Origin of the sequence: Geomobilimonas luticola, assembly GCF_018476905.1 — a bacterium.
Taxonomy (GTDB): Bacteria; Desulfobacterota; Desulfuromonadia; order Geobacterales; family Geobacteraceae; genus Geomobilimonas; species Geomobilimonas luticola.
In genome coordinates this window covers 1,395,600-1,418,186 of record NZ_JAHCVK010000001.1, presented here as the reverse complement: position 1 = coordinate 1,418,186, position 22,587 = coordinate 1,395,600, and the positions used below count along the sequence as shown (strand labels likewise).

Below are 22,587 nucleotides of genomic sequence, written 5' to 3'. Positions count from 1 at the left end.
ACTCGCAACACCCCCCTGCCATATCACCTGCACCACTAGCGCTATCACCGTTACGGTAAAGAGGTTTCTCATTACGGATGGCATATACCCCCCTTGAGGTTCATCATTATCATACCGTCCAAGACACATTATTTTTAGTTGGCATCCCACTAGATCGGATGATGGAGTTATCCAGATCGAACAACTAAGCGCTGGTGGCGGGATCCCGAACGTTAGCGCTTATATCTTCAATCTTGAAACCAATTATCCAATAAGTAATTAAGCAAAACTAACGCCAAAAACCACGTAAATTGCCAACAATCCATATAATATTTCAAAGAAATACGAATATGTAATTTTGTGTATACATTACAGTGAGATGGGTTCAACGGATTTATCCGTCAAGGGGGGAAGAGATATCTGAAATATTTTGCGTCAGGAAATGTGTTCCGCCATATGACTGATACGGCAAAACAAACAAGATTTTTGTCGCCCGTAGCTGCTACCTCCAAGACTGCGGACATAAAAAAGCCCGCAGGTGCGGGCTTATGTACTGCAAAGAAGATGAAAAGCTCATGACATATCATCACGAGGAGCATCGGTGAAGCGCTTACTTAATAGCTTCTTGCACTTCAACCAGTCGTGCAGCTGGTTTATGCGCTGAATTCAAAGTTTACCCTTACCACTGGTCGAACCAGGTCCAGGTTTCGCTCCAGCCGCTCTCACCCTCTACGTTGCGCGCCTTGACGTGCCAATCGTAATCAGTGTTGTCGGGCAGGTCGCCCGGGTCGTACGATAAGGCAGTAGTCCAGCCGCTGTTGGAGACGACGACACCGTAGTTCAAGACTTCACAGTAATACTCAGTGGCCCCCGAGGCTGCATTCCAAACTAAAATTTCTAACGGGGTGTACTCATCCTCAAAACCGACTTGACCGTTAAATCCTGAGTATGGCGATGAAAGCGTGGGAATCGCTGGCGGCGCTGCCCCTGAGTTGGTGGACTGGTTTCCAGTTACCGGGGTTGGTTTGTAGTTAGTTCCCTGGTTCGTGCCGAAGGTGTCCACAGTCCCCTGGTATTCATATACCGCCACGTAATATGAGGTGCCGGCAGCCAGACCGGTTACCGCAACACTGGCGCCTGTACCTTTGTACACCACATAATTGCCTGCGCCAATCTGCGTGCCCCCGCCGAATACCGAGTTCGATGTATAACCAGTGTACGTACCGTCTGCCGGGTCCGAATTCACTGCTGACCCCTGCTTCATCAATACTATGGCCCCGTCACCGCTCCCCCGCGTCCAGTTCACGGTCATACCCGTTGAGCCAACTGCGGTGAAGTTCACCCCCGACGCCTGTGTCAACGGTTCCGTATAGAAGCTGCCATCAGGGGAATATCCTGTTGTGCCGTTTGTCGCGTAACCACGGTAGTATAGTTTCGTGCCGGCTGTCAGTCCTGTTCTTCCAAGGGTGAAGATGCCCGTTGCCGTCCCCCCTTCTGCCACAGCATTGCCAGTCGGATTCGCTGATGTTCCCCAGACCGTGCCGCGCGCGGTAATGGCTGCGCCTCCGTTAGAGGCCACAGTCGCCCCAAGGGTCGCCGTGGTGGTGCCGATTGCGGTCGCGGTCGGCAAAGTGAGGGTCGGTGCCGTTGGCGTGCTGGTGACCTGACTGCCGGCAAGTGGAGACGTGATGTTGTAGTTCTCGGTTCCAGCTGCGCCTGCCGCAAACGCATAAACCTTTACATAATAGGTGGTGCCTGGCGAAAGGCCGGTTACTGCAACCGTGGTTCCTGTCCCCTTATAGACAACGTAATTCAGGGTGCCTATCTGTGTGCCGCTGCCAAATGCCGCATTGGCCGTATAGGTAACGCCGTCGACTGGATCGGAGTTAACTGCCGAACCGGATCTCATCACCACGATCACATTTTTCGCATTACCGCTACTGCCTGTTGCCCAGTTAACCGTTATCCCGGCAACACCCACACTTGTAAAGCTTAGGGTAGTGGGCTGTGTCGGCTCTGTGTAAATAGTACCTCCTGGAGAGTAGCCTGTGCCTGCCGAGTTTGTCGCATACCCACGATAGTAGACACGCGATCCTTCGGTAAGACCGGTTCTGTCCTGGGTAAATACCCCGATAGCATGAGAGCCTTGGTCGACACAATTGGTAACCGGATTCGCGGTCAGTCCCCAGCAGGTGCCGTTGGCCGTAAGTGCCGATCCTCCGTTAGAGGCCACATTCGCCCCAAGGGTCGCTGTGGTTCTGGCAATTGCCGTCGCGGTCGGCGAGATAACGGTCGGTGGAGCTGCAGGCGTTGCACTGTACTCGTTACTCCAGGCAGTGCCTGCCGGGTTCTTGGCGCCGACTTGATAATAGATGACTACACCGTTGGTAAGCCCGGTGATTGTCCGCGGGGATGTGGCCGGATCGATGGTGGTCCCGTAGACTCCGCTGGCAGTGCCATAGAGGATAAGCGACGAGGAGGAACCCGTACCGGCAGTCCAGAATAATGTCAACAGGGTATTGCCGGAGATAGCCGATATGCCGGTCGGTGCCGAGGGAGGATAAACAATGGCCCACGGCGTAACCACATTCCAACCCTGGTCCGTGCCACTGCCCGTGTTTCCTTCGTGACAGCTTATCTGGCTATTACTCCCGTCTCCCCCGTAATAGTTTCCGGGGATGCGGCCGCTTCCGGATGCCCACAAGTCATAAGAGTAGTACCAGGCCGGGCTAGAACATGCCGGGCCGTAACAGCCGTCATAGTCTCCGGCACCGGACCCGGTGATCGCCGGATTTGGATTGTATGCGGTCCGCCCTTTGTGGCGCCCATCCAGGCAGTTGGTGACCATCAGGCGCGGCAGTACCGAGTTGTCATGGGAGGTATGGCATTTTGAGCAGGAATAGCTGTGCTGCCTTGTCCCGGGAGCGGTTTTCCAGTCCATCACCGACTCGTGAACCCTGTCCTTGCTCTTCCAGGTATGGGTCGTTCCGTTCGTCAGGGCGGTTTTGGGGTGACAGCCGAGGCACAAACCTGCCGACTGACTGGCGGTCTGGGTGATGTTGCCAGAAGCAAAGGTGTTCTGGTCGATACGGTACGTGGCACCTTCGTAACCATAGTCCGCGCGGATGGTGCCTCCAATATCATATTGCGGCGCCGTATCCTCCTTGTAGGGGGAGGTGAGCCAGGTACCTTTCAGGAGCGGCACCGCATACTGCTGGTTGGCCCCCAGGGTCGGGCTCACCCCGTGGGGGTCGTGGCAGGGGGTACAGAGCCCGTCGATGGACCCTGTCGGGGTGCTGGACAGCGGTGCCGAGGCGCCGTAGTGACCACCCATCACCGGGTTCTTTTTCTTGAAGGGATAGCGCCGTTCGGCGCCGGAGGTGCTGTAATCCTGGTACTTCGGCGCATCCCAGTAGCCGAGGATCGCCTGAGTCGCACCGTAGGTGGAGCCGTAGCCCCAGGGAGTAGTGGTTGCCGTCTGGTTGAGGTGGCAGTCGAGGCAGATGCTGGCCCCAGGATTGCGTACGTTCTTGTCCGCTGCACTCCCTCCCGCCTGGGGCTTGTAGCTGGTGGCGTAGCCCCCCTGACCGGTGACGGTCTCTTTCAGCAGCCCGCCCCGCTTCTTGCCCGTGGCGCTGGAGTAGCGGCTGGTGATCCCCGCCACGCTGGAGCCGTGGGAGTTGTGGCAGTCGTAGCACTGGACACCGGTGCCGCCGCTGGTGTTCGTTATGGCGCCATCCACACCGGTGCTGGTGTTCCAACCCCGCTGGTTCCCCGCCGCGTTGCCGTGGGCCGACAGGGATTTGGCAATCCGCTTCTGGGCCGCGTTGCCGACGGTGGAGTATTTGCCCCAGGTGGTCTTGCCGGTCTGGGCATAGCGGGCAGCGACGCTGGTGCCGTCCCAGGCGTACTGTTTGGGGGTCTTGCCGTCGCCGAAGGGGTCGGTGGTATTGTTCTGGTCGCTGTGGCATCCCAGGCAGTGGCTAGTCACTTTCTCGATTTGTCCCCGCGACCCGTCGGCGGTGTACTGGACCGCGGTGGCCCCGGCGGTGAAGGTGGTCGGACGGGCGGCGGCACCGTAGATGACCAGGTCTACCGGCGAGCCGGAAGCGGCCGCTCCGCCATGATAGGCGCTGTTGATGGTGCCGTTGCTGTTGGCCTCCCAGTGGCACTGGTAGCATTTGGCGTCGGTCAGCTCTCCCTGGACATGGTGGGAGCTCCCCCCGAATTGGCCGGTGACCGCTGCACGGCTACCCTGGGCTACGGAGTGGCAGCCGAGGCAGGAGCTTGCCCCCCACTGGGCGCTGGTGGCGCCATGGCAGGATATGGCACTGCAGGAGCCTCCTGTCGTGTTAAAGGTATAGCTGAAGGATGCCCCGCCGCCCGGATCGACGTTGTAGGCCCGGTTGACGTGGTTGCCTGCGTTGGTGATGGTGGTACCGTCACTGGTGGTGCCATTATGGCAACTGTTGCAGGTAAAGTTATGTCGCTGGTGGCTGTTGGCCTTGGGCAAACCGGTTGCATACGCAGGTGGATTGCCGTGGCATCCGGAGCAGGTCAGACTGCCGGAACCCCAAGCGGGTGTGGTGGTGACCGGGACGGTACCAGTGGCTACGGAGGTGCCGTTACTGTGGCAGTAGAGGCTGGTGCAGTTGCCGTAACCGCTGCGGGGAATAGAACTGCCATTGTAAGTACCAGGAGTGAACAGAGGACTGAAAGCGACGTTTATTGAGCCATTCACATGCGTTGTGAATATCTCCGCTGGGAACAGAGGTTGTGGTCCTGGTCCGTGAGAGATGTGGCAGCCTCCACAACCGGGTGTGGGAGAAGGATTCCACAGATGGCAGGTCGGACAGTTAAGTACCGAATTTGTAAGTGATTGACCAAAGTTATACGCAAGATGCTTTGTATGGCTGCCGGTTGTTATGGTTGTCGTTGAACCATGGCTACCGGCTTGAACCGCATGACAGGTCGAATTGCATGAGCCAAGATCCGTACCCCAGACAGGCGAACCATACGTGGGGGCATCGACCCCGCCGTCGGCCTGGACCGTCGAATGACAGTAAAGGTTCGTGCAGGTACCGTTACCGGTCCCCGCAAGGTTATTGGATGCTCCAGACTTTCCACCATCGCTTGTGGTGGCACCCGCCCGGTCATATTTACCACCAAGTACGCCAACTGTTGCCTTGCCCGAAGAGAAGCGCCACTGTACCGAGCCGTCAACATGGCGATCTCCCGAAAATCGGGAAGGGTGGCAGGTGGTACAGGATATCGCATAGACATATGCATGCATGACGTGGCTTGGTGAAGCGTTGTTAGCACTTGCATTACTAGCAAAATGACACGCTCCGCAGGCAGCGTCGGCAGGGTTCGCCCAGCGGGGAGACGGCTGGCTCCCGTTGCTCTGCCAGCTGCTACTGCCACCATGGCAGTAGGTACCGGAACAGGTGCGGGTCGCGATATCGTAAGTTGCAGATGAGCCGGCCAGGATGCCGGTCCGGTCGAGGTACACATCCTGGAAGGTGCCGGTGTTGTGGCTGTTCCCCTTGTGGCACTCGTTGCAGCTGTACTGGTAGTTCACCCCCCCACCGGCGTGCCGCCGGTGGGGGGAGGTGGTCTCGTTCACCCCCGCGTAACCGGCTGCCGCGGCCGGCGGCGGATAGCCGTGACAGCTGGAACAGCTGGCGGAGAAGGACCCGATGGCACTCTGGTGGCCGTGGCAGCTGGCGCAGACGTTGGCTTCGCTGCTTGCATGCTCGGGGGGATACCCCGCCCCCTGCGGCACGGCATGGCATCCCTGGCAGACCCCGGTACCCCGGTAGTCGACGTAGTTGCGGCTACTCCCCGTGTACTGGAAGAACACTCGCCCGTTGCGCACCGCTCCCGCACTGCTGGAGATGTTCATGTACCGCCGGATCAGAAAGACGTTGGGGCGCTTTTCCTCGTCGCTCACCGCGTTGGCGTCGTACGCCACGTGTCCGCTATGGCAGTCGGCGCACTGCACGTTCTGCCCCTTGTTGTTGTGGGAACCCTTCCCGGCGTGGCAGTCGCTGCAGATGTTGGGCGCCGCGGCGCTCGCCCCCCGCAGGTCGGTCCGCAGGAGTTTCCCCCCGGACGGAACGAGGCTCCCCTGCCGGGCGCTGGTGGCGCTGTCGTAGGTGGCGCTGGCGGAGTCGGCGAAGTGCACCCGGTGGCAGGTGGTGCAGAGGACTTCTCCGCCAATAAGTTTCAGGGCTGAGGTCGGATTGCCCAGGTTGCTGTTGACCGGTTCGCTGTAAAACGCTGCCGGCCGCGCCTTGGTCGCCCCGGAGTAGCTGACGGTGACCGGGTGGGAGCCGCTTAAGTGACTGCTGCTGTTCCGTTGCCGATGGCAGTCGAGGCACATCTCGTCCCGCTCGTTGAGGGAACGCAGAAACGGCGCGGAGTTGAAGGCGGAGGAACGGGGGTTCTTGACGTTGTGGCAGCGGACGCAGCTGATGGTTCCCCGCATGTTGTCCTTGGTCATCTGCGGGTTGAGGGGGGGCAGCGCCCCCGCCTGCGGAACGTTGTCCGAACCTGCCCAGTTATGGGAGGTCTGGTAGAGGGTGCCGGGCCGCGCCGAGGTGGCGTTGCCGAACGGGTTGGCGGCGTCCCCTGGAACGAAGGATTTGTTCCCCCCCTTGCCGTCAGCGGGATTGTGGCAGGTGAGGCAGAGATTGGTGTACCCCTGGGTCCCCAGGGTGCTGTGGCTCTGGTGACAGCCGCTGCAGGTGTAGCCGTTGGCCGTGTTATGGGGATAGTCGACCGCAAAGACCGTTGTTGCAACCAGCAGGGCCAGCACCATCGGCCCAATAATGTATGCACAGTGTCTTTTCATGGTCTGGCTCCTGTATGTTTTTATACCAGTTATATAACCTGTCATGCTCGTGCTATGACGGCTATTGCCTAGAAGTTATTAATTAATCATAAAACATATGAACCACGCCAAATCATATCGGTTTTTGACGCAACCCCCCATAACACGCCCAGAATAAAGACAACAAAACCCTATGATTAACAGCAAGTTATGTGCCATCAACCCGATTATTCATTTACTGTAATGATTACCGACTGTTTGCATCCACCGATCCTGGAATGGTAAATCCATACAAAAAAAACCGCCTTCCTGGGGTTTTCCCGGAAAGGCGGTCTAGCGGCAAATGACTTGGGGCAAAAACCGTTGCCTGACCAAGTATTTATATTTATTTCAGGCGCGTATCATCACGAGGAGCATTTTGAAGCGTTGATCGGACCGCAGGGAGTGGGGCTGGTTGGCGGGCATGATGATCATCTGCCCCGCCACGAGATGGTGGGCCGTCCCGGCAATAGTAATGTCCGCTTCCCCGTCCACTATCTGGACGACAGCGTCATAGGGGGCCGTATGCTCAGAGAGCCCCTGCCCGGCGCCAAATGCGAACAGGGTGAGCGTACCTATTTTCTTGTCGATGAGGGTGCGGCTCACCACTGCCCCCTCCTGGTAGGCGATCAGCTCGGTCATGGTCAGCGCCCGGGCCGCAAGATTCGTCGTTTCCTCGCTCATGGTCATCCTCTCTTTCCGTGAGCCGGCATGCCGGCAGATCTTTGTTTATGCAGACTTAGCCTGCACAGCCTGGGTTTCCAGGGTGGACAAGCGCTCTTTGAGTGCTTTTTCCCGCTCCCAGCGGGAGGTTACGTCCCGTATGACTGCCCCGGCCCCCTGCACGACCCCTTTGTCATCCCGCACGAGCACCATGGAAAACTCGGTCGAAAGACGGCGGCCATCCTTGCAGAGCGCCGGTGCAGTGAGGAGTTCGGTGGCATACCGGGTCTCCCCCGTAGCCATGACCCGGTAATAACCGTCCCAGTGCCTTTCCCGCATCTTGTCCGGAATAATGATATCCAGGGACTGCCCGATTGCCTCTTCCCGGCTGAAGCCGAACAATTTCTCGGCTCCAGGATTCCAGAACCGGATGAGCCCCTCCCGGTCGGAAAAGAGCACCGCCTCGCTGCAGCCAGCGACGATTTCCCGGCTGAGATGGTCAAAAGAATAATCTGCCATAGTGCAATGTACCTCCTGTCATTTTATGCTCTTACTCTACAGCGCAACGACGGGAATGCAATTGACCCAGGTCAAAGGCGCCCAGTTAGCCAAGCGGCCGTATAAATCTTCAGGGTAGATTTTACCTGCGTAAAATTTTTCCTTGCCACGCCCACAGCTTTTAGCTATATTAACACTCCCTAATCGGCTTGTTCGCGAACTGAGACCTGTTTTCTTTTCATCAACCGCAGAACGATGCACAAGGAGAAAAACGTCATGGTCGTACTTGTCCGCTGTTCGAACGACACCTGTGTCCCTGCGCTGGAATCCCGCCTTTCCGATCTCATCCGCGACGGCCTGATCACCGCTTTCTTCCGTGAAGGCTTGTGGGTCAACCTCGGGAAAACGACGCAGCACCACGAAGCGCCCCTGCCAAGAAGTACCCGGCGGCGCCTGATCGCCACCGTATCAACACTCTGATTCCACCCCGCACCACTGGATTGTCCATATCGGCTTGACCCTCTCCACGGAACGTGAATGCTACCGGTGCATCCAGGATCCCATTCGTCGTCATCTTCCTTCCATAATGTCCGCAAGCACCCAATCGGCAGCTAATTGCGCAGCCAGATACTGGTGTGAGACATATTTTGTCGCAATACTCTGATAGCATGGCACTATAACACAGAAGGAGGTATGCCGTGATCTATCTGACCAACGACAACCATGACCAGGCAGTCTACTTTGACCTGCGCAGGAGGGAACCCCATCGCCGTGCCGGAACCATCGAGCATCATTATTACGGCCTTCTGGGGAACGGGGTGTGCGAAGTGGCGGTGGAAGTCCGGCGCGGACGAAATGGAGTGGAGGTGGCCTTCGGCAGGGGGGGGCTGTTCGAGTTCGTGGAGGAAAGTGCTGTCCGCCGGATGGTGGGTGACGCGGTGCTTGCGCTCCATTGACCGGGCTGGCCGCTCAAGGGAACCCGGCATGGAGGTGTTGGCCACGATGAACCGTGTGACAAAGCAGGTCTAATCTGCTATGATTTCCCGGCTTGTCACTACAGATACCAAGCAGGTCACTGTGGAGAACCAACCCGTCCTGCCTGAAACCCGCCGAAAGGAGCTGCATCCATGAAACCAGCGTGGAAAATCGAGACCCAGGCCATCCAGGGGGGGTACGCCCCCAAGCCGGGGGATCCTCGCGTCGTCACCATCTGCCAGAGCACCACCTTCAAGTACGACAGCGCCGAACACGTGACGAAACTCTTCGACCTGGAGGAGGCGGGCTTTTTCTACACCCGCATCGGCAACCCCACCACCGACGCCTTCGAACAGAAACTCGCCATGATGGAAGGGGGAGTCGGAGCCCTGGCCACCTCGGCCGGCCAGGCAGCCACGACCCTCGCCATTTTCAACATCTGCCAGGCGGGCCAGCACTTCGTAACCGCCAGCACCCTCTACGGAGGCACCTACAACCTGTTCGCCTGCACCTTCCCCAAAATGGGGATCGAAGTGACCTTCGTCGATCCGGAAGCCCCGGCCAGCGAGATACTCAAGGCCTTCCGCCCCAACACCAAGGCGCTCTTTGCCGAGACCATCGGCAACCCCGGGCTGAACGTCCTCGATTTCGCCAAGTTCGGCGCCATCGCCCGGGAGAAGGGAGTGCCGCTGGTCATTGACAGCACCTTCGCCACCCCCTATCTCTGCCGCCCCTTCGAGCATGGGGCCAACATAGTCGTTCATTCGGCCACCAAGTACATCGACGGCCTCGCCACCAGCGTCGGCGGCATCATCGTCGATGGCGGGAACTTCGACTGGGGAAACGGCCGCTTCCCGGAACTGACCGAACCCGACGAATCCTACCACGGGCTCCAGTACGTGAAGACCTTCGGCAGCCTCGCCTACATCATCAAGGCACGGGTCCAGCTCATGCGCGACCTGGGGGCGACGCCAAGCCCCTTCAACTCCTTTCTCTTCACCCAGGGGCTCCAGACCCTGCCGCTCCGGATGCAGCGGCACAGCGACAACGCCCTGGCCCTGGCCCAATTCCTGGAAGGTCACCCCGCCGTTTCCTGGGTCAAGTATCCGGGGCTGAAAAGCCACGCGAGTCACGACCGAGCACTGAAATATCTGCCGCTGGGATGCAGCGGTGTCCTCACCTTCGGTATCAAGGGGGGGGCCGAGGCGGGCAAGAAGTTCATGGAGGCGTGCAAACTTGTCGCCCTCGTGGTCCACGTGGGTGATGCCCGCAGCTGCGTCCTCCACCCGGCCAGCACCACCCACCGCCAGCTGACCCCTGAGCAGCAGGCCGCCTCCGGCGTCACTGCCGACCTGATCCGTCTCTCTGTCGGCATCGAGCACATCGATGACCTCATCGCCGATGTGGATCAGGCCCTGGCGACCAGCCAGAAGTAAGTCCGTTCTTCACAACGAAAAAAAGCCTGCCGGAAATCGGCAGGCTTTTTTATGGTGGGGCTCGACGGATGGTCCGTCAGTTGCCCCCTTTTTTCGGACACTTGTCGCACGGCACGGTCGCCGCCTGCTGGGGGCACTCCTTGTTAGGACACTCCTTCTGCGGGCAGTTGGCGCAGTTAATCTCTCCTTGTGCCCCTTTCATCTGCGGACAATCCTTCGGACCGGGACAGTTGGCACAGTCGCACGTGGCTTTTTTCGGACAGTTTGCGCAATCCATCTGTTTCGGACAGTTGGCACATTTTCCCACCGTCGCCGCGGGCTCGGCCGGTGCGGAAGTGGCGGTGACGGCATTGGTCACGACCGACACGGCTATGGCAACGACAAAGAGGAAGATGATGACTACTCTGTTCATGGGCACTCCTTTGCTGATACATTCAGTTTTTCGAATCAATGGCGTTCAACATACACGTGTGCGGATAGCCTGTCAACGGCTATTCGGCGTTCCCTGACAGGAAGGGCGACTCCCGGCCGAAACTCACTCGTAGACGCGGTAGAGCGATTCGACCACACAGGCCGGCTTCTCCCCACCCTCAATCTCCACAGTAAGCCGGTAGGTAATCTGCGCGCCCCCCTCGATCCTTTCCGTGGCCAAGAGATGGGTGCGCGCCCTGATGCGGGAACCGACCACCACCGGCGTGGGGAAACGAAGCCGGTTGAGGCCGTAGTTCACCCGTAGCCGCATCCCCGGATAATTCCGCGGAAAGAAGTCGGGATGGTTACTCTCCGTCAGGTAGGGGAGAAGTGACAGGGTCAGGAAACCGTGGGCGATGGTGGCACCGTAGGGTGACTCCCGCCGGGCCCGCTCCGGGTCGGTGTGGATCCACTGCACATCGCCGGTCGCCGCGGCGAAGCGGTCGATTCGTTCCTGGTCGATTGCGAGCCAGGGGCCGACATGTATCTCGGTGTCGAGCTGCGGAGCAAGGAATTCCATGAGTTTGTCGGCTGCGGACATGGGACCTCCAAGGCTGTTTTAACCTTCATATAGCATGCTTCATGGCAGTTTGCACCCCGAATCGCCATCACTCCCTGGTGGCTTGATTATCGGGGCAATTCTGCTACTATGTGGCTTCACACCGGACAGGAGCAGCCCATGGACAACATCACCCCCCTTCTCCCCGACGACGACCATAACCGCACACTCGTCGCCAACGTCCACCCCGACGACTGGGTCAACCCGGTGCCGACCTGTCGGTACAACCTGGTGGTGATCGGCGGCGGCACCGCCGGCCTTGTCTGCGCCGCCGGCGCCGCCGGCCTGGGTGCTAAGGTGGCCCTTATCGAACGGCATCTGCTGGGGGGAGACTGCCTGAACGTGGGGTGCGTTCCCTCCAAGGGGCTCATCCGGTCGGCCCGGGCCGTGCACGACGCCCGTACCGGTGCCGGCTTCGGTGCCCGGGGGGGAGTCGGCATCACCGTCGACTTTGCCGCCGCCATGGAGCGGATGCGCCGGCTCCGGAGCGAGATCAGTCCCCACGATTCAGCCCGCCGGTTCCGGGACGAACTGGGGGTGGATGTCTACTTCGGGCAGGCGTCCTTCGCGGAATCGGACTGCGTGGAGGTTGCCGGCACCCGGCTCTTCTTCCACCGGGCTGTCGTCTGCACCGGCGCCCGGGCGGCTGCCCTCCCCATTCCCGGCCTGAAGGAAGCGGGGTATCTCACCAACGAGACGGTGTTCTCCCTGACCGAGCTGCCGACACGGCTGGCGGTCATCGGCGCCGGCCCCATCGGCTGCGAGCTTGCCCAGAGCTTCTCCCGCTTTGGCAGCCAAGTCACCCTGATCGAAGCTGCACCCCGGATTCTCGGCCGGGAAGACCGTGATGCAGCAGACATCCTCCACGCCGCCTTCATCCGGGAAGGAATAGAGCTGCGGCTCGGCGTGAACATCCTGCGCGTCGAAACGCGGGGCGACGGCAAGGCCATCATCATGGAACGGAACGGGGTCACGGAAGAGGTGCTGGTCGACCGGATACTCCTCGGTGTCGGCCGAGCCCCCAACGTCGAGGGACTCAACCTGGAACGGGGGGGTATCGCCTACGATGCAAAGGTGGGCGTCACGGTGACCGACACCCTGCAGACCAGCAACCCCCGGGTCTACGCCGCCGGCGACATCTGCTCCCCCTATAAATTCACCCACACCGCCGACGCCCAGGCCCGGATCGTCATCGCCAACGCCCTCTTCTTGAGACGGCAGAAGTCATCGGCCCTCACCATCCCCTGGTGCACCTACACCGACCCGGAGATCGCCCACGTGGGAATGTACGAGCAGGACGCGGATGCGAAGGGGATCGAGGTAACCACCCTGACGGTCCCGCTCGCCGATGTGGATCGGGCCGTGCTGGACGGCGAAACGGCAGGGTTCGCCCGGGTGCACCTGAAAAAGGGGAGCGACCGCATCCTCGGCGCCACCATCGTCGCCCGCCATGCCGGCGAGATGATAAACGAGCTCTCTCTGGCCATCACCGAAGGTCTCGGTCTCTCGGCAATCGCCCGGACCATCCACCCCTACCCGACCCAGGCGGATGCGATCAGGAAGCTGGCCGACGCCCACAACCGGGCCCGTCTCACCCCCTTCGTGAAACGGATGCTGTCCGCCTGGCTCGCCTGGCAGAGGGGGTGACGGTGAACGGGAAAAAGCTTGCCATCGCACTGGCCATCATTGCCGCCCTGGTGCTTTTTTTCGTCCTGGACCTGGGGCGGTTCTTCACCCTGGAAGCGCTGAAGGAGAACCGCCAGGCTCTCCTCGACTATTATGGAGATCATCGGGTGGGCATGATAGCCGGCTTCATGGGAATCTACGTTGTCCAGACCGCCCTCTCCCTTCCCGGCGCCGCGATCCTCTCCCTGGCAGCCGGGGCGATCTTCGGTGCGGTGCTGGGAACGCTCTATGCCGTCATCGGCGCCACCGTCGGTGCCACCCTCGCCCTCCTCGTCACCCGCTACCTGCTGCGGGATGCGGTGCTCACCCGGTTCGGCCCGAAACTGGAAAGGATCAACCGTGAACTGGAGGAGCGGGGGCTCCATTATCTCCTCTTCCTGCGGCTCGTGCCGGTCTTCCCCTTCTTCCTCATCAACCTGGCGGCGGGAATCACCCGCCTGCCGCTCCGGACCTTCGTCATCGGCACCCTGGTGGGGATCATCCCGGGCGGATTCGTCTACTGCAATGCCGGCGCCAGCCTCGCCACCATCACCTCCGCCGGGGATGTGGCCTCCCCCCGGGTGCTCGGTTCCTTCGCCCTCCTCGGTCTGTTCGCCCTGGCGCCGGTGGTATATGGTAAAATGAAAAAAACCGGAACCCGGGACCAGTGATCCGGGACCGGGAAAACCCTATTTATGCACAAAAGCAGTTTTTACATATCACGATTCACTTTTCACCATTCTCGGAGCCATAGATGGTAGCCGCTTTCAAGGAACGCCTCAGACAGATCAACCCGGGCTATGTGAAGTTCCATACCCTGCAGACCCTCCAGCTCAACCTGGGGGACCGCTGCAACCTCTCCTGCAGGCACTGCCACGTGGGGGCCTCTCCCCGGGGGGAAAAGGTCATGGGACGGGAGGTCATGGAGACCGTTGCCGCCCTCCTCACCCGACGTCCGGGGACCATCCTGGATATCACCGGCGGCTGCCCCGAACTGAATCCCCTTTTCCGCCACCTCGTGGAGATGACCGCCGGCCTCTCCCCGCGCCGCATGGTGCGGAGCAACCTGACGGTTATCGACGAACCGGGGATGGAATGGCTCACCCGGTTCTACCGGGAACAGGGGCTGGTTATCGTCGCCTCCCTCCCCTGCTACCAGGAGGAGAACGTTGACCGTCAACGGGGTGGAGGGGTCTTCGGTCGGAGCATCGCCGCCCTGCAGCAGCTCAACGCCATGGGGTACGGCAAGGAACTGGAACTGAACCTGGTCTACAACCCGGGTGGTGATTTCGTCGCCGGCTCCCAGCGACACCTGGAGGCCGCCTACAAGAAGGAGCTTCTGGAACGGTACGGCATCCACTTCAACAACCTCTTCACCATCACCAATGCCCCCATCGGCCGTTTCCGGGAGTACCTGGAGGCCCAGGGAGCCTACGACCGCTACCTGAACCAGCTCGCCACCCGCTTCAACCCCGATGCGGCAGGCAACATCATGTGCCGCACCCTGGTGAGCGTGGACTGGAAAGGGTTTCTCTACAACTGCGACTTCAACCAGGCCATCGGCCTCCCCATCACCGGCGACGACGGGAGCATCCTGAAGATCGACGACCTGGAGTCGGCTGCCCGGACCGGCACCGACTTGTTCCTCGCCCAGCACTGCTACTGCTGCACCGCCGGCGAGGGATCGAGCTGTACCGGGGCTCTGGCGGTATAACCGTGAAAGACATGTCTCTACGAAGAGCCAAAATGGGCTAAAAACAAAGGCTTTGACGCAGAGGCGCAGAGACGCAAAGAAATACAAAAGACAAATCTTCAAAGTTAATAACGGGTTTAAGGTTTTGATGCTCTCTGCGTCTTTGCGTCTCTGCGTTAATGATTGTTGGATTTTCTTCTTTTAAGTTTATTTGATCCTCGTGGTTAACAAAAGATTTTCTGGAGGGACACATGGACAAACGGCAGCTCTGGGAGCGTTACCAGGAATACCTTTACGTCAGCGACGAACTGGGGCTCATGCTCGACATCAGCCGGATGAACTTTCCGCCCGATTTCTTCGATCGGATGGAGTCCGGCATCCAGAAGGCGTTCACCGACATGGCCGCCCTGGAGGGAGGTGCCATCGCCAATCCTGACGAGCAGCGGATGGTGGGGCACTACTGGCTCCGCAACCCGTCCCTGGCCCCCACCCCGGCCATCGCTACGGAGATCGAGGGCACGCTGGCACGGGTGCAGACGTTCGCCGCCCACATCCACGCCGGCAAGGTATGTGCGCCGAACGGACGCCCCTTCACCCGTCTCCTAGTGGTGGGGATCGGCGGCTCGGCCCTCGGCCCCCAGTTCGTCGCTGACTCCCTCGGATCGGCTGCGGACCGGCTTAAGGTCCATTTCTTCGACAACACCGACCCGGACGGCATGGACCGGGTGCTGGCGGAAATCGGGCCGGCCCTTGCCGAGACCCTCACCCTCGTCATCTCCAAGAGCGGCGGCACCAAGGAGACACGTAACGGCATGCTGGAGGCCCGGGAGGCGTACCGCAAGGCGGGACTCGACTTCGGCAAATACGCCGTGGCGATCACTGGTGCCGGAAGCGAGCTGGACGCGACCGCTGTCGCCGAAGGATGGCTCGCCCGCTTCCCCATGTGGGACTGGGTGGGAGGGCGGACCTCCGTCACCTCGGCAGTGGGGCTCCTCCCCGCCGCCCTCCAGGGGCTCGACATCGACGGTTTGCTGGCAGGTGCCCGGCTCTGCGACGAAACGACCCGCAGCCCGATCGCCCGCGCCAACCCGGCGGCACTCCTCGCTCTTATGTGGCACTACGCCACGGACGGAAGGGGAACAAAGGACATGGTGGTCCTCCCCTACAAGGACCGGCTCCTCCTCTTCTCCCGCTACCTGCAGCAGCTGATCATGGAGTCCATCGGCAAGGAGACGGACCTGGACGGGCGGGTGGTAAACCAGGGGCTGACGGTGTATGGCAACAAGGGGTCCACCGACCAGCACGCCTACGTCCAGCAGCTCCGGGAGGGGATCCCCAACTTCTTCGCCACCTTCATCGAGGTGCTCGCCGACCGGGAGGGAAGGTCGCTCCTGGTGGAACCGGACGTCACCAGTGGCGACTACCTGGCCGGCTTCCTCCAGGGAACCCGCACCGCCCTCTACGACAACGGGCGTGAATCCATGACCATCACCGTAGAAAAGCTTGATGCCCGGGCTGTCGGCGCTCTCATTGCCCTCTACGAGCGGGCCGTAGGCCTCTACGCCAGCCTCGTCAACATCAACGCCTACCACCAGCCGGGGGTGGAAGCGGGAAAAAAAGCGGCCGGAGAGGTACTGGCCCTGCAGGGGAACATTCTTGCCGCCCTGCGCAGGATCGCGGGAAAGGCCTTTACGGCCGAAGAACTGGCGGCAGAACTGGGCGAAGAGGAAACGGAGACGGTCTTCCGCATCCTCCTCCACCTGGCGGCCAACCCCGATCACGGGGTGGAGATGGAACGGTCGGAATCATTCTGCACCGGCAGCTTTGCGGCAAAGGGGTAACTGCCGTCACATGCATTTCTGCACATGAAAAAGCCCGCATCAGCGGGCTTTTTCGCCAGACATGAGATCACAGGCCATGCATTGAATTTATATAATAAATCCGTCCGTCTATTTAATATACTTTTACAAGCATTATTGGTACCATGCATACTCGTATCAAGTTCAAGCCATTCAATCAGTGACAATACCAGCCGTAAATTCCTCCAACAGCCACTGCCTCCTACCGCATAAGGCGACATCCTATTGACCTCACCGAGGCCGCACCAGCGAGTCCACACACCGACCACCACGAACGGGGAAAGCAGAAATGGCCCCATTCCGCCGCAAGACTGAACCCGCTCACCATTCTCACAACGTGGTAAGTGTAGAAAAGGAATTCGCGTGAACAAAACATTGCAGGAGTTGGCCGATTATCTGGGCGGCCGCGTTATAGGAGACCCTACGGTCAGCATCGGAGGTCTCGGAACGCTCGATACCGCGACTGAGGGGCAGATAACCTTTCTTGCCAACATCAAGTATGCCCCCAAGGTAAAGTCGACACGGGCGACGGCGGTTATCATCCCCCCCAACGCCGACCACTTTGACCGCAATGCCCTTATCGTGGCAAGTCCCTACCTCGCCTTCGCCAAACTGCTTGCCCTGTACTCCGCCAAGCCCAGAAAGGCCAGGGGAATAATGGATGGGGCTTTTGTCGACACTGGCGCCGTCATCGGCGAGGAGGCGTCCGTCTATCCCGGTACCTTTATTGCCGAGGGTGTCCGTATCGGCGACCGGGTGACGCTTCATCCGAATGTAACCCTTTACGAAGGTGTCGTCGTGGGAGATGACGTTACGCTGCACGCGGGAGTATCGGTGCGCGAGGGGTGCCATATCGGGAACCGGGTAACCATCCACAACGGCACGGTCATCGGCGGGGATGGTTTCGGTTACGCGCCGGATGGCCATTCCTGGGCAAAGATTCCCCAAATCGGCAACGTCGTCATAGAAGACGACGTGGAGATCGGGGCCAATGCGACGGTGGACCGGGCAGCCCTTGAGACGACCCGCATCGGACGCGGCACGAAAATCGACAACCTCGTCCAGGTGGCTCACAACTGCCAGATCGGAGAGGATTGCATCATCGTGGCACAAACCGGCATTGCTGGCAGCGTCAAACTCGGGCGGCATGTAACCCTCGGGGGGCAGGCTGCGATCGTCGACCATGCCGTGATCGGTGACAACGCCATGATTTCCGGTCAATCGGGTGTTTTCGGCAATGTGGCAGCCGGCGAGATCCTGAGCGGCACCCCGGCCATCCCACACCAGACGAGGCTCAAGGCTGCCGCCGTTTTCCCCCATCTGCCCGAAATGCGCAAGACGCTTGCCAGGATGGGGGCGCGACTGAGCAAGGTGGAAGAACAACTGGAGCCGCTCCAAATAACTCCCCTGGCAGTTTGAGATTATTACCACCCCCCCATGGCCACGCCTGGCGTGGCCTTTCTTGTATGTGCAGTCGGTTGAGATAAAACTGCTATTCCACCAGCCCGCTCGTCCCCCTCCAAGCCGCTCTACACGGTCTTTTCCATGATTTTTTGTTGAATTTACCCCGATAACGGGATAAACTTGCCTCCCTTTTTTCTCCATTCTTAATGAACGGCTGGACCGGTCGAGGATGTTGCCGATGCACAAGCTCCGCCTGCTGATCAGAAAGATACACACGCCGATCACCATCATGCTGGTGCCACACACACGCTTCAGCGCACGCAGCATCCGGATCCCGTTCATTCTCGCCCTGGCGTTCTGTGCCTTTTCCTGCCTGGGGCTGGTCTACACCGCCTCCCTCACCGTGCAGGCCTTCGACTACTACCGGATGAAGAAGCAGTACACCGCCATGTCCCGCCAGTTCAACGAGATGGAATCCACCATGGCGTCCCTCAAGCAGTCCGAATCCCAATTCCGGAAGCTCTTTTCCCTCGGCTCCCGTAAGGAGGTCCTCAGCAACCTCCCCACCGACGACGGGGGCTCCATCGACGTCGAGGCGCTCAAGAAGCAGATCACCGAATCGGTGGAATCGGTGCAGGAGATAAAGTCGTACCTCGCCAAGCAGCACGACGTCTTCCAGGCAACCCCCCATGGGTGGCCGGCGACGGGAGAGGTCAGTTCCGGATTCGGCATGCGGGAGCACCCCCTTTACGGCGGCCGGAAGTTCCATACCGGCATCGACATCACCCTTTCCAAGGGAACCCCCCTGCACGCCACGGCCGATGGGGTGGTAAGCTTCGCCGGCCGGAACGCCGGCAACGGCAATATCGTCGTCATCGAGCACGGTTACGGCTTCAGCTCGGTATATGCCCACAATTCCAAGAACCTGGCCCGCCCCGGACAGACGGTGAAGCGGGGAGAGGTCATCGCTCACTCGGGATCCACCGGCGCCTCCACCGGCCCCCATGTCCACTATGAAGTCTGGAAGAATGGCCAGAGCGTGAACCCGAAGCCGTTCATCGAGGCGAGCAACTGATACGCACTGCAGAGAAAGGAGCCTGACCGCATGTTCAGCCCCAAGCACCCGAAACTGGAAGTTCTCATCGGCCCGGAAACGACCATCAAGGGGGAACTTACCTCGAAGGGGACGGTCAAGATCGATGGCAGGTTCGAAGGGAATCTCGTCGCCGACTGCATCATCATCGGCGAGGGGGGGTCTGTCCTGGGGGACGTGACGGCCAAGGCGCTGATCGTCGGGGGAAAGCTCACCGGCAACGCCCGCACGAGCGAGAGCGTGGAAGTGCAGCCGAAGGGGGAGTTGTGCGGCGACATCGTCACCACGCGACTGTCGGTTGCCGAGGGAGGCCAGTTCGACGGGCGCTCCTCCATGCAGAAGAACAACCTGGAGATCGAGTTCAAGCCCGTGGAAGCGTGAACAAGCCCATCTGTAAACGGCAGCACGCCAAGAGCCCGCGGATGCGGGCTTTTTTGCGTCGAAAGCATTAACCTTTCCAGGAACTGGCCCAATCTTCCGTTTCGTGGTACAAGGAATCATGACTAACTTTGCCGTCAGCGAGGAAAAGAACCGCTGGCTCCGGGAACGGATGGCCGCGGTCGGACTCCGGGAGGAGGATATGGAGGAACGGTTCGTCCGCTCCTCCGGCGCAGGGGGACAGCACGTCAACAAGACCGCCACCTGCATCTGGCTCCGCCACCGCCCCACCGGCCTGGAGGTTAAGTGCATGGCGGAGCGGAGCCAGTCCCTGAACCGCTTCCTGGCCCGGCGGGAGATGGCGGAGAAACTGGCAGCCTTCAACGGGCTCCCCACCACGAAGGACGACAAGGCTGACAAGCTCCGCCGGCAGAAGGCGCGACGCAAGCGCAAGGCAACGACGAAATACACCAAACCCGAAATTGACAAGGATAGTCAGGAAAGCCCCTAACCAAGGCGAATAGTACACGGTACCGGCGGAAAAATCTGATAAAGAAAACAAAAGCAAGTTTTTCGGTTTCACATCCGCAGTTATCCGCCTTGTCCGCTTTTTCCGCGTTCTATTGCTTTTTTTGGGTTTATCTTGCCAATTCTGTTTGAACAAAGGCTTTAATAAATGATCACCACCGAAACCCTCCGCACCCTGGAGTTCCCTCGCATCGTCCGGCTCGTCGCCGGCTTTGCCCACAGCGACGCCACGGTCGATGAGATCGACCGGCTCGCTCCCCTGGCGGATCGCGAAGAGATAGAAACCCGCTTCGCCCGGGTCGAGGAGATCCGCCGCCTCGCCCAGCTCGGCATCACCCTCCCCCTTGCCACGTTCGCCGACATCCGGCCGGTGCTGGCCCAGGTCCGTCCCACCGGGGCGGTGCTCGACCCCCGCGACCTGGCGCTGCTCATGCCGGTCCTGCGCATCATGACCGCCATCGCCCGGCAAATCGCTTACCGGACCGACATCCCCCGCCTGCAGCAGCTGGCCGGCCACGTCACCGGCTTTCCCGACCTGCTGGAATCCCTGGAGCGCTCCCTCGACAGCGAAGGGGCGATCCTCGACACCGCCTCCCGCCTCCTCCACGACCTGCGCGGCCGCAAACGGGGGCTGGTCCAGCGGATCCGCCGACGGCTGGAGGAGATCGTCCGGGAGCGACAGACCGCCATCTTCCTCCAGGACGACTTCATCACCCAGCGGAACGGCCGGTGGGTGATCCCGGTCCGGATGGACTCCAAGGGGATGGTCCCCGGGGTTGTGCACGACGTTTCCAACTCGGGGGAGACCGCCTTCATGGAACCCCTGGAGATCATCGGCCTGGCCAACGAGTTGGAGAACCTGGTCGCCGAGGAGAAGGTGGAGGAGATCCGCATCCTGCGCGAACTCTGCCGCTGGCTGCGGGAGGAGGCCGAGCCCCTCTCCGCCCAGTTTGCCTCCCTCGTCCTCCTCGACCTCCTTAACGCCATCGCCCGCTTCGGAGAGCTGGTGCAGGGGGAGGTCCCCCGCCTGGGGGGAACCGGCCTCCGGCTGGTGGGGGCACGCCACCCCCTCCTCCTTCTCCAGGCACGGGAGAGCGGCCGGGGGGTGGTGCCCCTTGATCTTGACCTGGGAAGTGAAACCCCGGGGGAAACGCCGAGCCGGGTCATGGTTATCACCGGTCCCAACGCAGGGGGCAAGACCATCGCCATAAAAACCGCAGGGCTCCTTCTCCTCATGACCCTCTCCGGCATCCCGGTTCCCGCTGCCGCCACCTCCGTCTTCCCCCTGGCGTCGCAACTGCTGGTGGACATCGGTGACGAGCAGTCCATCGAGGCCAGCCTCTCCACCTTCTCCTCCCACGTGAACCGTATCGCCGGCATCGTCCGCAAGGCGGACCACCGCACCGTAGTGCTCCTGGACGAGCTCGGGACCGGCACCGAACCGCTCCAGGGGGCGGCCATCGCCTGCGCCGTCCTGAAGGAGCTCCAGGAGCAGGGGGCGCTGGTGCTCGCCACCACCCACCTGACCGACATCGTCGGCTTCGTCCACCAGCGGGAGGGGATGGTCAACGCCGCCATGGAGTTCGATCGACAGACCTTCACCCCCCTCTACAAACTGAAGAGCGGGGAACCGGGCCAGTCCCACGCCCTGGAGATCGCCCGCCGCTACGGCCTCCCCGACCGGCTCATCGACTTCGCCCGTGGTCTTCTGGGTAGAATGGAATCGGAATTCCATGCCCTGCTGGGAGAACTGCAGGAGCAGCGCAATCGCCAGGACCTGCTCCTGGCCGAACAGGAACGTCATAACCGGGACCTGGCCACCCGTGAGACGCAGCTGAAGGAACGGCTGGCAGCGGCGGAACGGGACAAGCGGGATGCCATGGAGAAGGCCCACCGGGAGGCGAAGGAGGTCATCCAGGCGGCACGCCGGGAGGTGAACGCCATTCTGGACGAAGCACGGCGGGAGAAGAATAAGGCGGCACGGCAGAAGGTCGCCGAACTAGAAGAACAGGCCGAGACGCGGTTGCGGGAATTCCATCCCGAGGAGGAACTCCCCCCCGACAAAATTGCCGTGGGGGAAACGGTTTTTGTCCGCTCCCTCGGGTACGACGCCCAGGTTGTGGCGCTGGACACGGGGCGGGGGCGGCTGCGGGTCCGGGCCGGCGCCCTGGAGATCGAAGTCCCCTTGGACGGCGTTGCACCGCCTCGGGGGAAGGCCGCCAAGGGTGGTGTAAAGGGGAAGCGTCCGGCGCCGGAAGAGGAAGCGCCGACGCGAGAACTCAACCTGGTCGGCAGCCGGGTGGACGACGCCCTCCCCCACCTGGAGAAATTCCTGAACCATGCGTCCCTGGCGGGGTACGGCGAGGTGCGGATCGTCCACGGCAAGGGGACCGGCGCCCTCATGCGCGGCGTACGGCAGTTTCTGGACGGTCACCCGCTGGTACGGGAGGTGCGGGAAGGAGAGGCGTTCGAGGGGGGAAGCGGCGTGACCGTGGTAACGCTCCGGTAAGGG

Annotated in this window: 17 protein-coding genes; 11 read left to right on the top strand and 6 right to left on the bottom strand. The window is 60.7% G+C overall.

Annotation, left to right across the window (positions count from 1 at the left end):
- Positions 1-658: 658 nt before the first annotated feature.
- The 4 genes from KI810_RS06695 to KI810_RS06680 all read right to left on the bottom strand — a co-directional run bounded on the left by KI810_RS06695 (position 659) and on the right by KI810_RS06680 (position 8,434).
- Positions 659-6,835 carry a CxxxxCH/CxxCH domain c-type cytochrome gene (locus tag KI810_RS06695; RefSeq protein ID WP_214174659.1) on the bottom strand — a complete coding sequence of 2,059 codons (6,177 nt, stop codon included), beginning with the start codon at positions 6,833-6,835 and terminating at the stop codon, positions 659-661.
- 369 nt (positions 6,836-7,204) lie between these two features.
- A complete protein-coding gene (locus KI810_RS06690) occupies positions 7,205-7,537 on the bottom strand; it encodes a cupin domain-containing protein (protein ID WP_214174658.1) in 333 nt (110 codons plus the stop codon).
- A gap of 45 nt (positions 7,538-7,582) precedes the next feature.
- Entirely contained in the window at positions 7,583-8,035 is a 453-nt protein-coding gene (locus KI810_RS06685; RefSeq protein WP_214174657.1) for a PAS domain-containing protein, read from the bottom strand.
- Between the two features lie 36 nt (positions 8,036-8,071).
- On the bottom strand, positions 8,072-8,434 hold the full coding sequence (locus KI810_RS06680; protein ID WP_214174656.1) for a hypothetical protein: 363 nt from the start codon (positions 8,432-8,434) through the stop codon (positions 8,072-8,074).
- A gap of 278 nt (positions 8,435-8,712) precedes the next feature.
- Here KI810_RS06680 and KI810_RS06675 point away from each other — a divergent pair, with 278 nt between their 5' ends.
- Together KI810_RS06675 and KI810_RS06670 are read left to right on the top strand one after the other, a co-directional pair.
- On the top strand, positions 8,713-8,970 hold the full coding sequence (locus tag KI810_RS06675; protein ID WP_214174655.1) for a hypothetical protein: 258 nt from the start codon (positions 8,713-8,715) through the stop codon (positions 8,968-8,970).
- 171 nt (positions 8,971-9,141) lie between these two features.
- Positions 9,142-10,425 (top strand): O-acetylhomoserine aminocarboxypropyltransferase/cysteine synthase family protein, encoded by a 1,284-nt coding sequence (locus KI810_RS06670; protein ID WP_214174654.1) that lies wholly within the window; start codon positions 9,142-9,144, stop codon positions 10,423-10,425.
- A gap of 76 nt (positions 10,426-10,501) precedes the next feature.
- Here KI810_RS06670 and KI810_RS06665 read toward each other — a convergent pair whose 3' ends face one another.
- Entirely contained in the window at positions 10,502-10,837 is a 336-nt protein-coding gene (locus KI810_RS06665) for a hypothetical protein (RefSeq protein ID WP_214174653.1), read from the bottom strand.
- A 123-nt stretch (positions 10,838-10,960) separates the two neighbouring features.
- Entirely contained in the window at positions 10,961-11,437 is a 477-nt protein-coding gene (locus tag KI810_RS06660; protein WP_214174652.1) for a MaoC family dehydratase, read from the bottom strand.
- A gap of 138 nt (positions 11,438-11,575) precedes the next feature.
- On the opposite strand from KI810_RS06660, the gene KI810_RS06655 reads away from it, so the two are divergent.
- From KI810_RS06655 to KI810_RS06615, 9 genes are all read left to right on the top strand, one after another.
- Entirely contained in the window at positions 11,576-13,102 is a 1,527-nt protein-coding gene (locus tag KI810_RS06655) for a mercuric reductase (protein ID WP_214174651.1), read from the top strand.
- 2 nt (positions 13,103-13,104) lie between these two features.
- Positions 13,105-13,791: a TVP38/TMEM64 family protein gene (locus tag KI810_RS06650; protein WP_214174650.1), complete on the top strand. Its 687-nt coding sequence runs from the start codon at positions 13,105-13,107 to the stop codon at positions 13,789-13,791.
- Positions 13,792-13,874: 83 nt separating this feature from the next.
- Positions 13,875-14,834 carry an arsenosugar biosynthesis radical SAM (seleno)protein ArsS gene (arsS, locus tag KI810_RS06645; RefSeq protein ID WP_214174649.1) on the top strand — a complete coding sequence of 320 codons (960 nt, stop codon included), beginning with the start codon at positions 13,875-13,877 and terminating at the stop codon, positions 14,832-14,834.
- 230 nt (positions 14,835-15,064) lie between these two features.
- Positions 15,065-16,654: a glucose-6-phosphate isomerase gene (locus KI810_RS06640; RefSeq protein WP_214174648.1), complete on the top strand. Its 1,590-nt coding sequence runs from the start codon at positions 15,065-15,067 to the stop codon at positions 16,652-16,654.
- Positions 16,655-17,029: 375 nt separating this feature from the next.
- A complete protein-coding gene (gene lpxD / locus KI810_RS06635) occupies positions 17,030-18,091 on the top strand; it encodes a UDP-3-O-(3-hydroxymyristoyl)glucosamine N-acyltransferase (protein ID WP_214174748.1) in 1,062 nt (353 codons plus the stop codon).
- Positions 18,092-18,314: 223 nt separating this feature from the next.
- A complete protein-coding gene (locus KI810_RS06630) occupies positions 18,315-19,151 on the top strand; it encodes a M23 family metallopeptidase (RefSeq protein WP_214174647.1) in 837 nt (278 codons plus the stop codon).
- A gap of 30 nt (positions 19,152-19,181) precedes the next feature.
- Entirely contained in the window at positions 19,182-19,550 is a 369-nt protein-coding gene (locus KI810_RS06625; RefSeq protein WP_214174646.1) for a bactofilin family protein, read from the top strand.
- A gap of 118 nt (positions 19,551-19,668) precedes the next feature.
- Positions 19,669-20,058, top strand: a complete 390-nt coding sequence (locus tag KI810_RS06620) for a peptide chain release factor family protein (RefSeq protein WP_214174645.1) — start codon at positions 19,669-19,671, stop codon at positions 20,056-20,058.
- 165 nt (positions 20,059-20,223) lie between these two features.
- Complete coding sequence (locus KI810_RS06615) at positions 20,224-22,584, top strand: endonuclease MutS2 (protein WP_214174644.1); 2,361 nt, start codon at positions 20,224-20,226, stop codon at positions 22,582-22,584.
- The last annotated feature ends 3 nt before the right edge of the window (positions 22,585-22,587 follow it).

Coding starts and splice junctions, on each gene's coding strand:
- KI810_RS06695 (WP_214174659.1), bottom strand. CDS start 6,835: ATGAAAAGACACTGTGCATACATTATTGGGCCGATGGTGCTGGCCCTG.
- KI810_RS06690 (WP_214174658.1), bottom strand. CDS start 7,537: ATGAGCGAGGAAACGACGAATCTTGCGGCCCGGGCGCTGACCATGACC.
- KI810_RS06685 (WP_214174657.1), bottom strand. CDS start 8,035: ATGGCAGATTATTCTTTTGACCATCTCAGCCGGGAAATCGTCGCTGGC.
- KI810_RS06670 (WP_214174654.1), top strand. CDS start 9,142: ATGAAACCAGCGTGGAAAATCGAGACCCAGGCCATCCAGGGGGGGTAC.
- KI810_RS06665 (WP_214174653.1), bottom strand. CDS start 10,837: ATGAACAGAGTAGTCATCATCTTCCTCTTTGTCGTTGCCATAGCCGTG.
- KI810_RS06660 (WP_214174652.1), bottom strand. CDS start 11,437: ATGTCCGCAGCCGACAAACTCATGGAATTCCTTGCTCCGCAGCTCGAC.
- KI810_RS06655 (WP_214174651.1), top strand. CDS start 11,576: ATGGACAACATCACCCCCCTTCTCCCCGACGACGACCATAACCGCACA.
- arsS (WP_214174649.1), top strand. CDS start 13,875: ATGGTAGCCGCTTTCAAGGAACGCCTCAGACAGATCAACCCGGGCTAT.
- KI810_RS06640 (WP_214174648.1), top strand. CDS start 15,065: ATGGACAAACGGCAGCTCTGGGAGCGTTACCAGGAATACCTTTACGTC.
- KI810_RS06630 (WP_214174647.1), top strand. CDS start 18,315: ATGCACAAGCTCCGCCTGCTGATCAGAAAGATACACACGCCGATCACC.
- KI810_RS06625 (WP_214174646.1), top strand. CDS start 19,182: ATGTTCAGCCCCAAGCACCCGAAACTGGAAGTTCTCATCGGCCCGGAA.
- KI810_RS06620 (WP_214174645.1), top strand. CDS start 19,669: ATGACTAACTTTGCCGTCAGCGAGGAAAAGAACCGCTGGCTCCGGGAA.
- KI810_RS06615 (WP_214174644.1), top strand. CDS start 20,224: ATGATCACCACCGAAACCCTCCGCACCCTGGAGTTCCCTCGCATCGTC.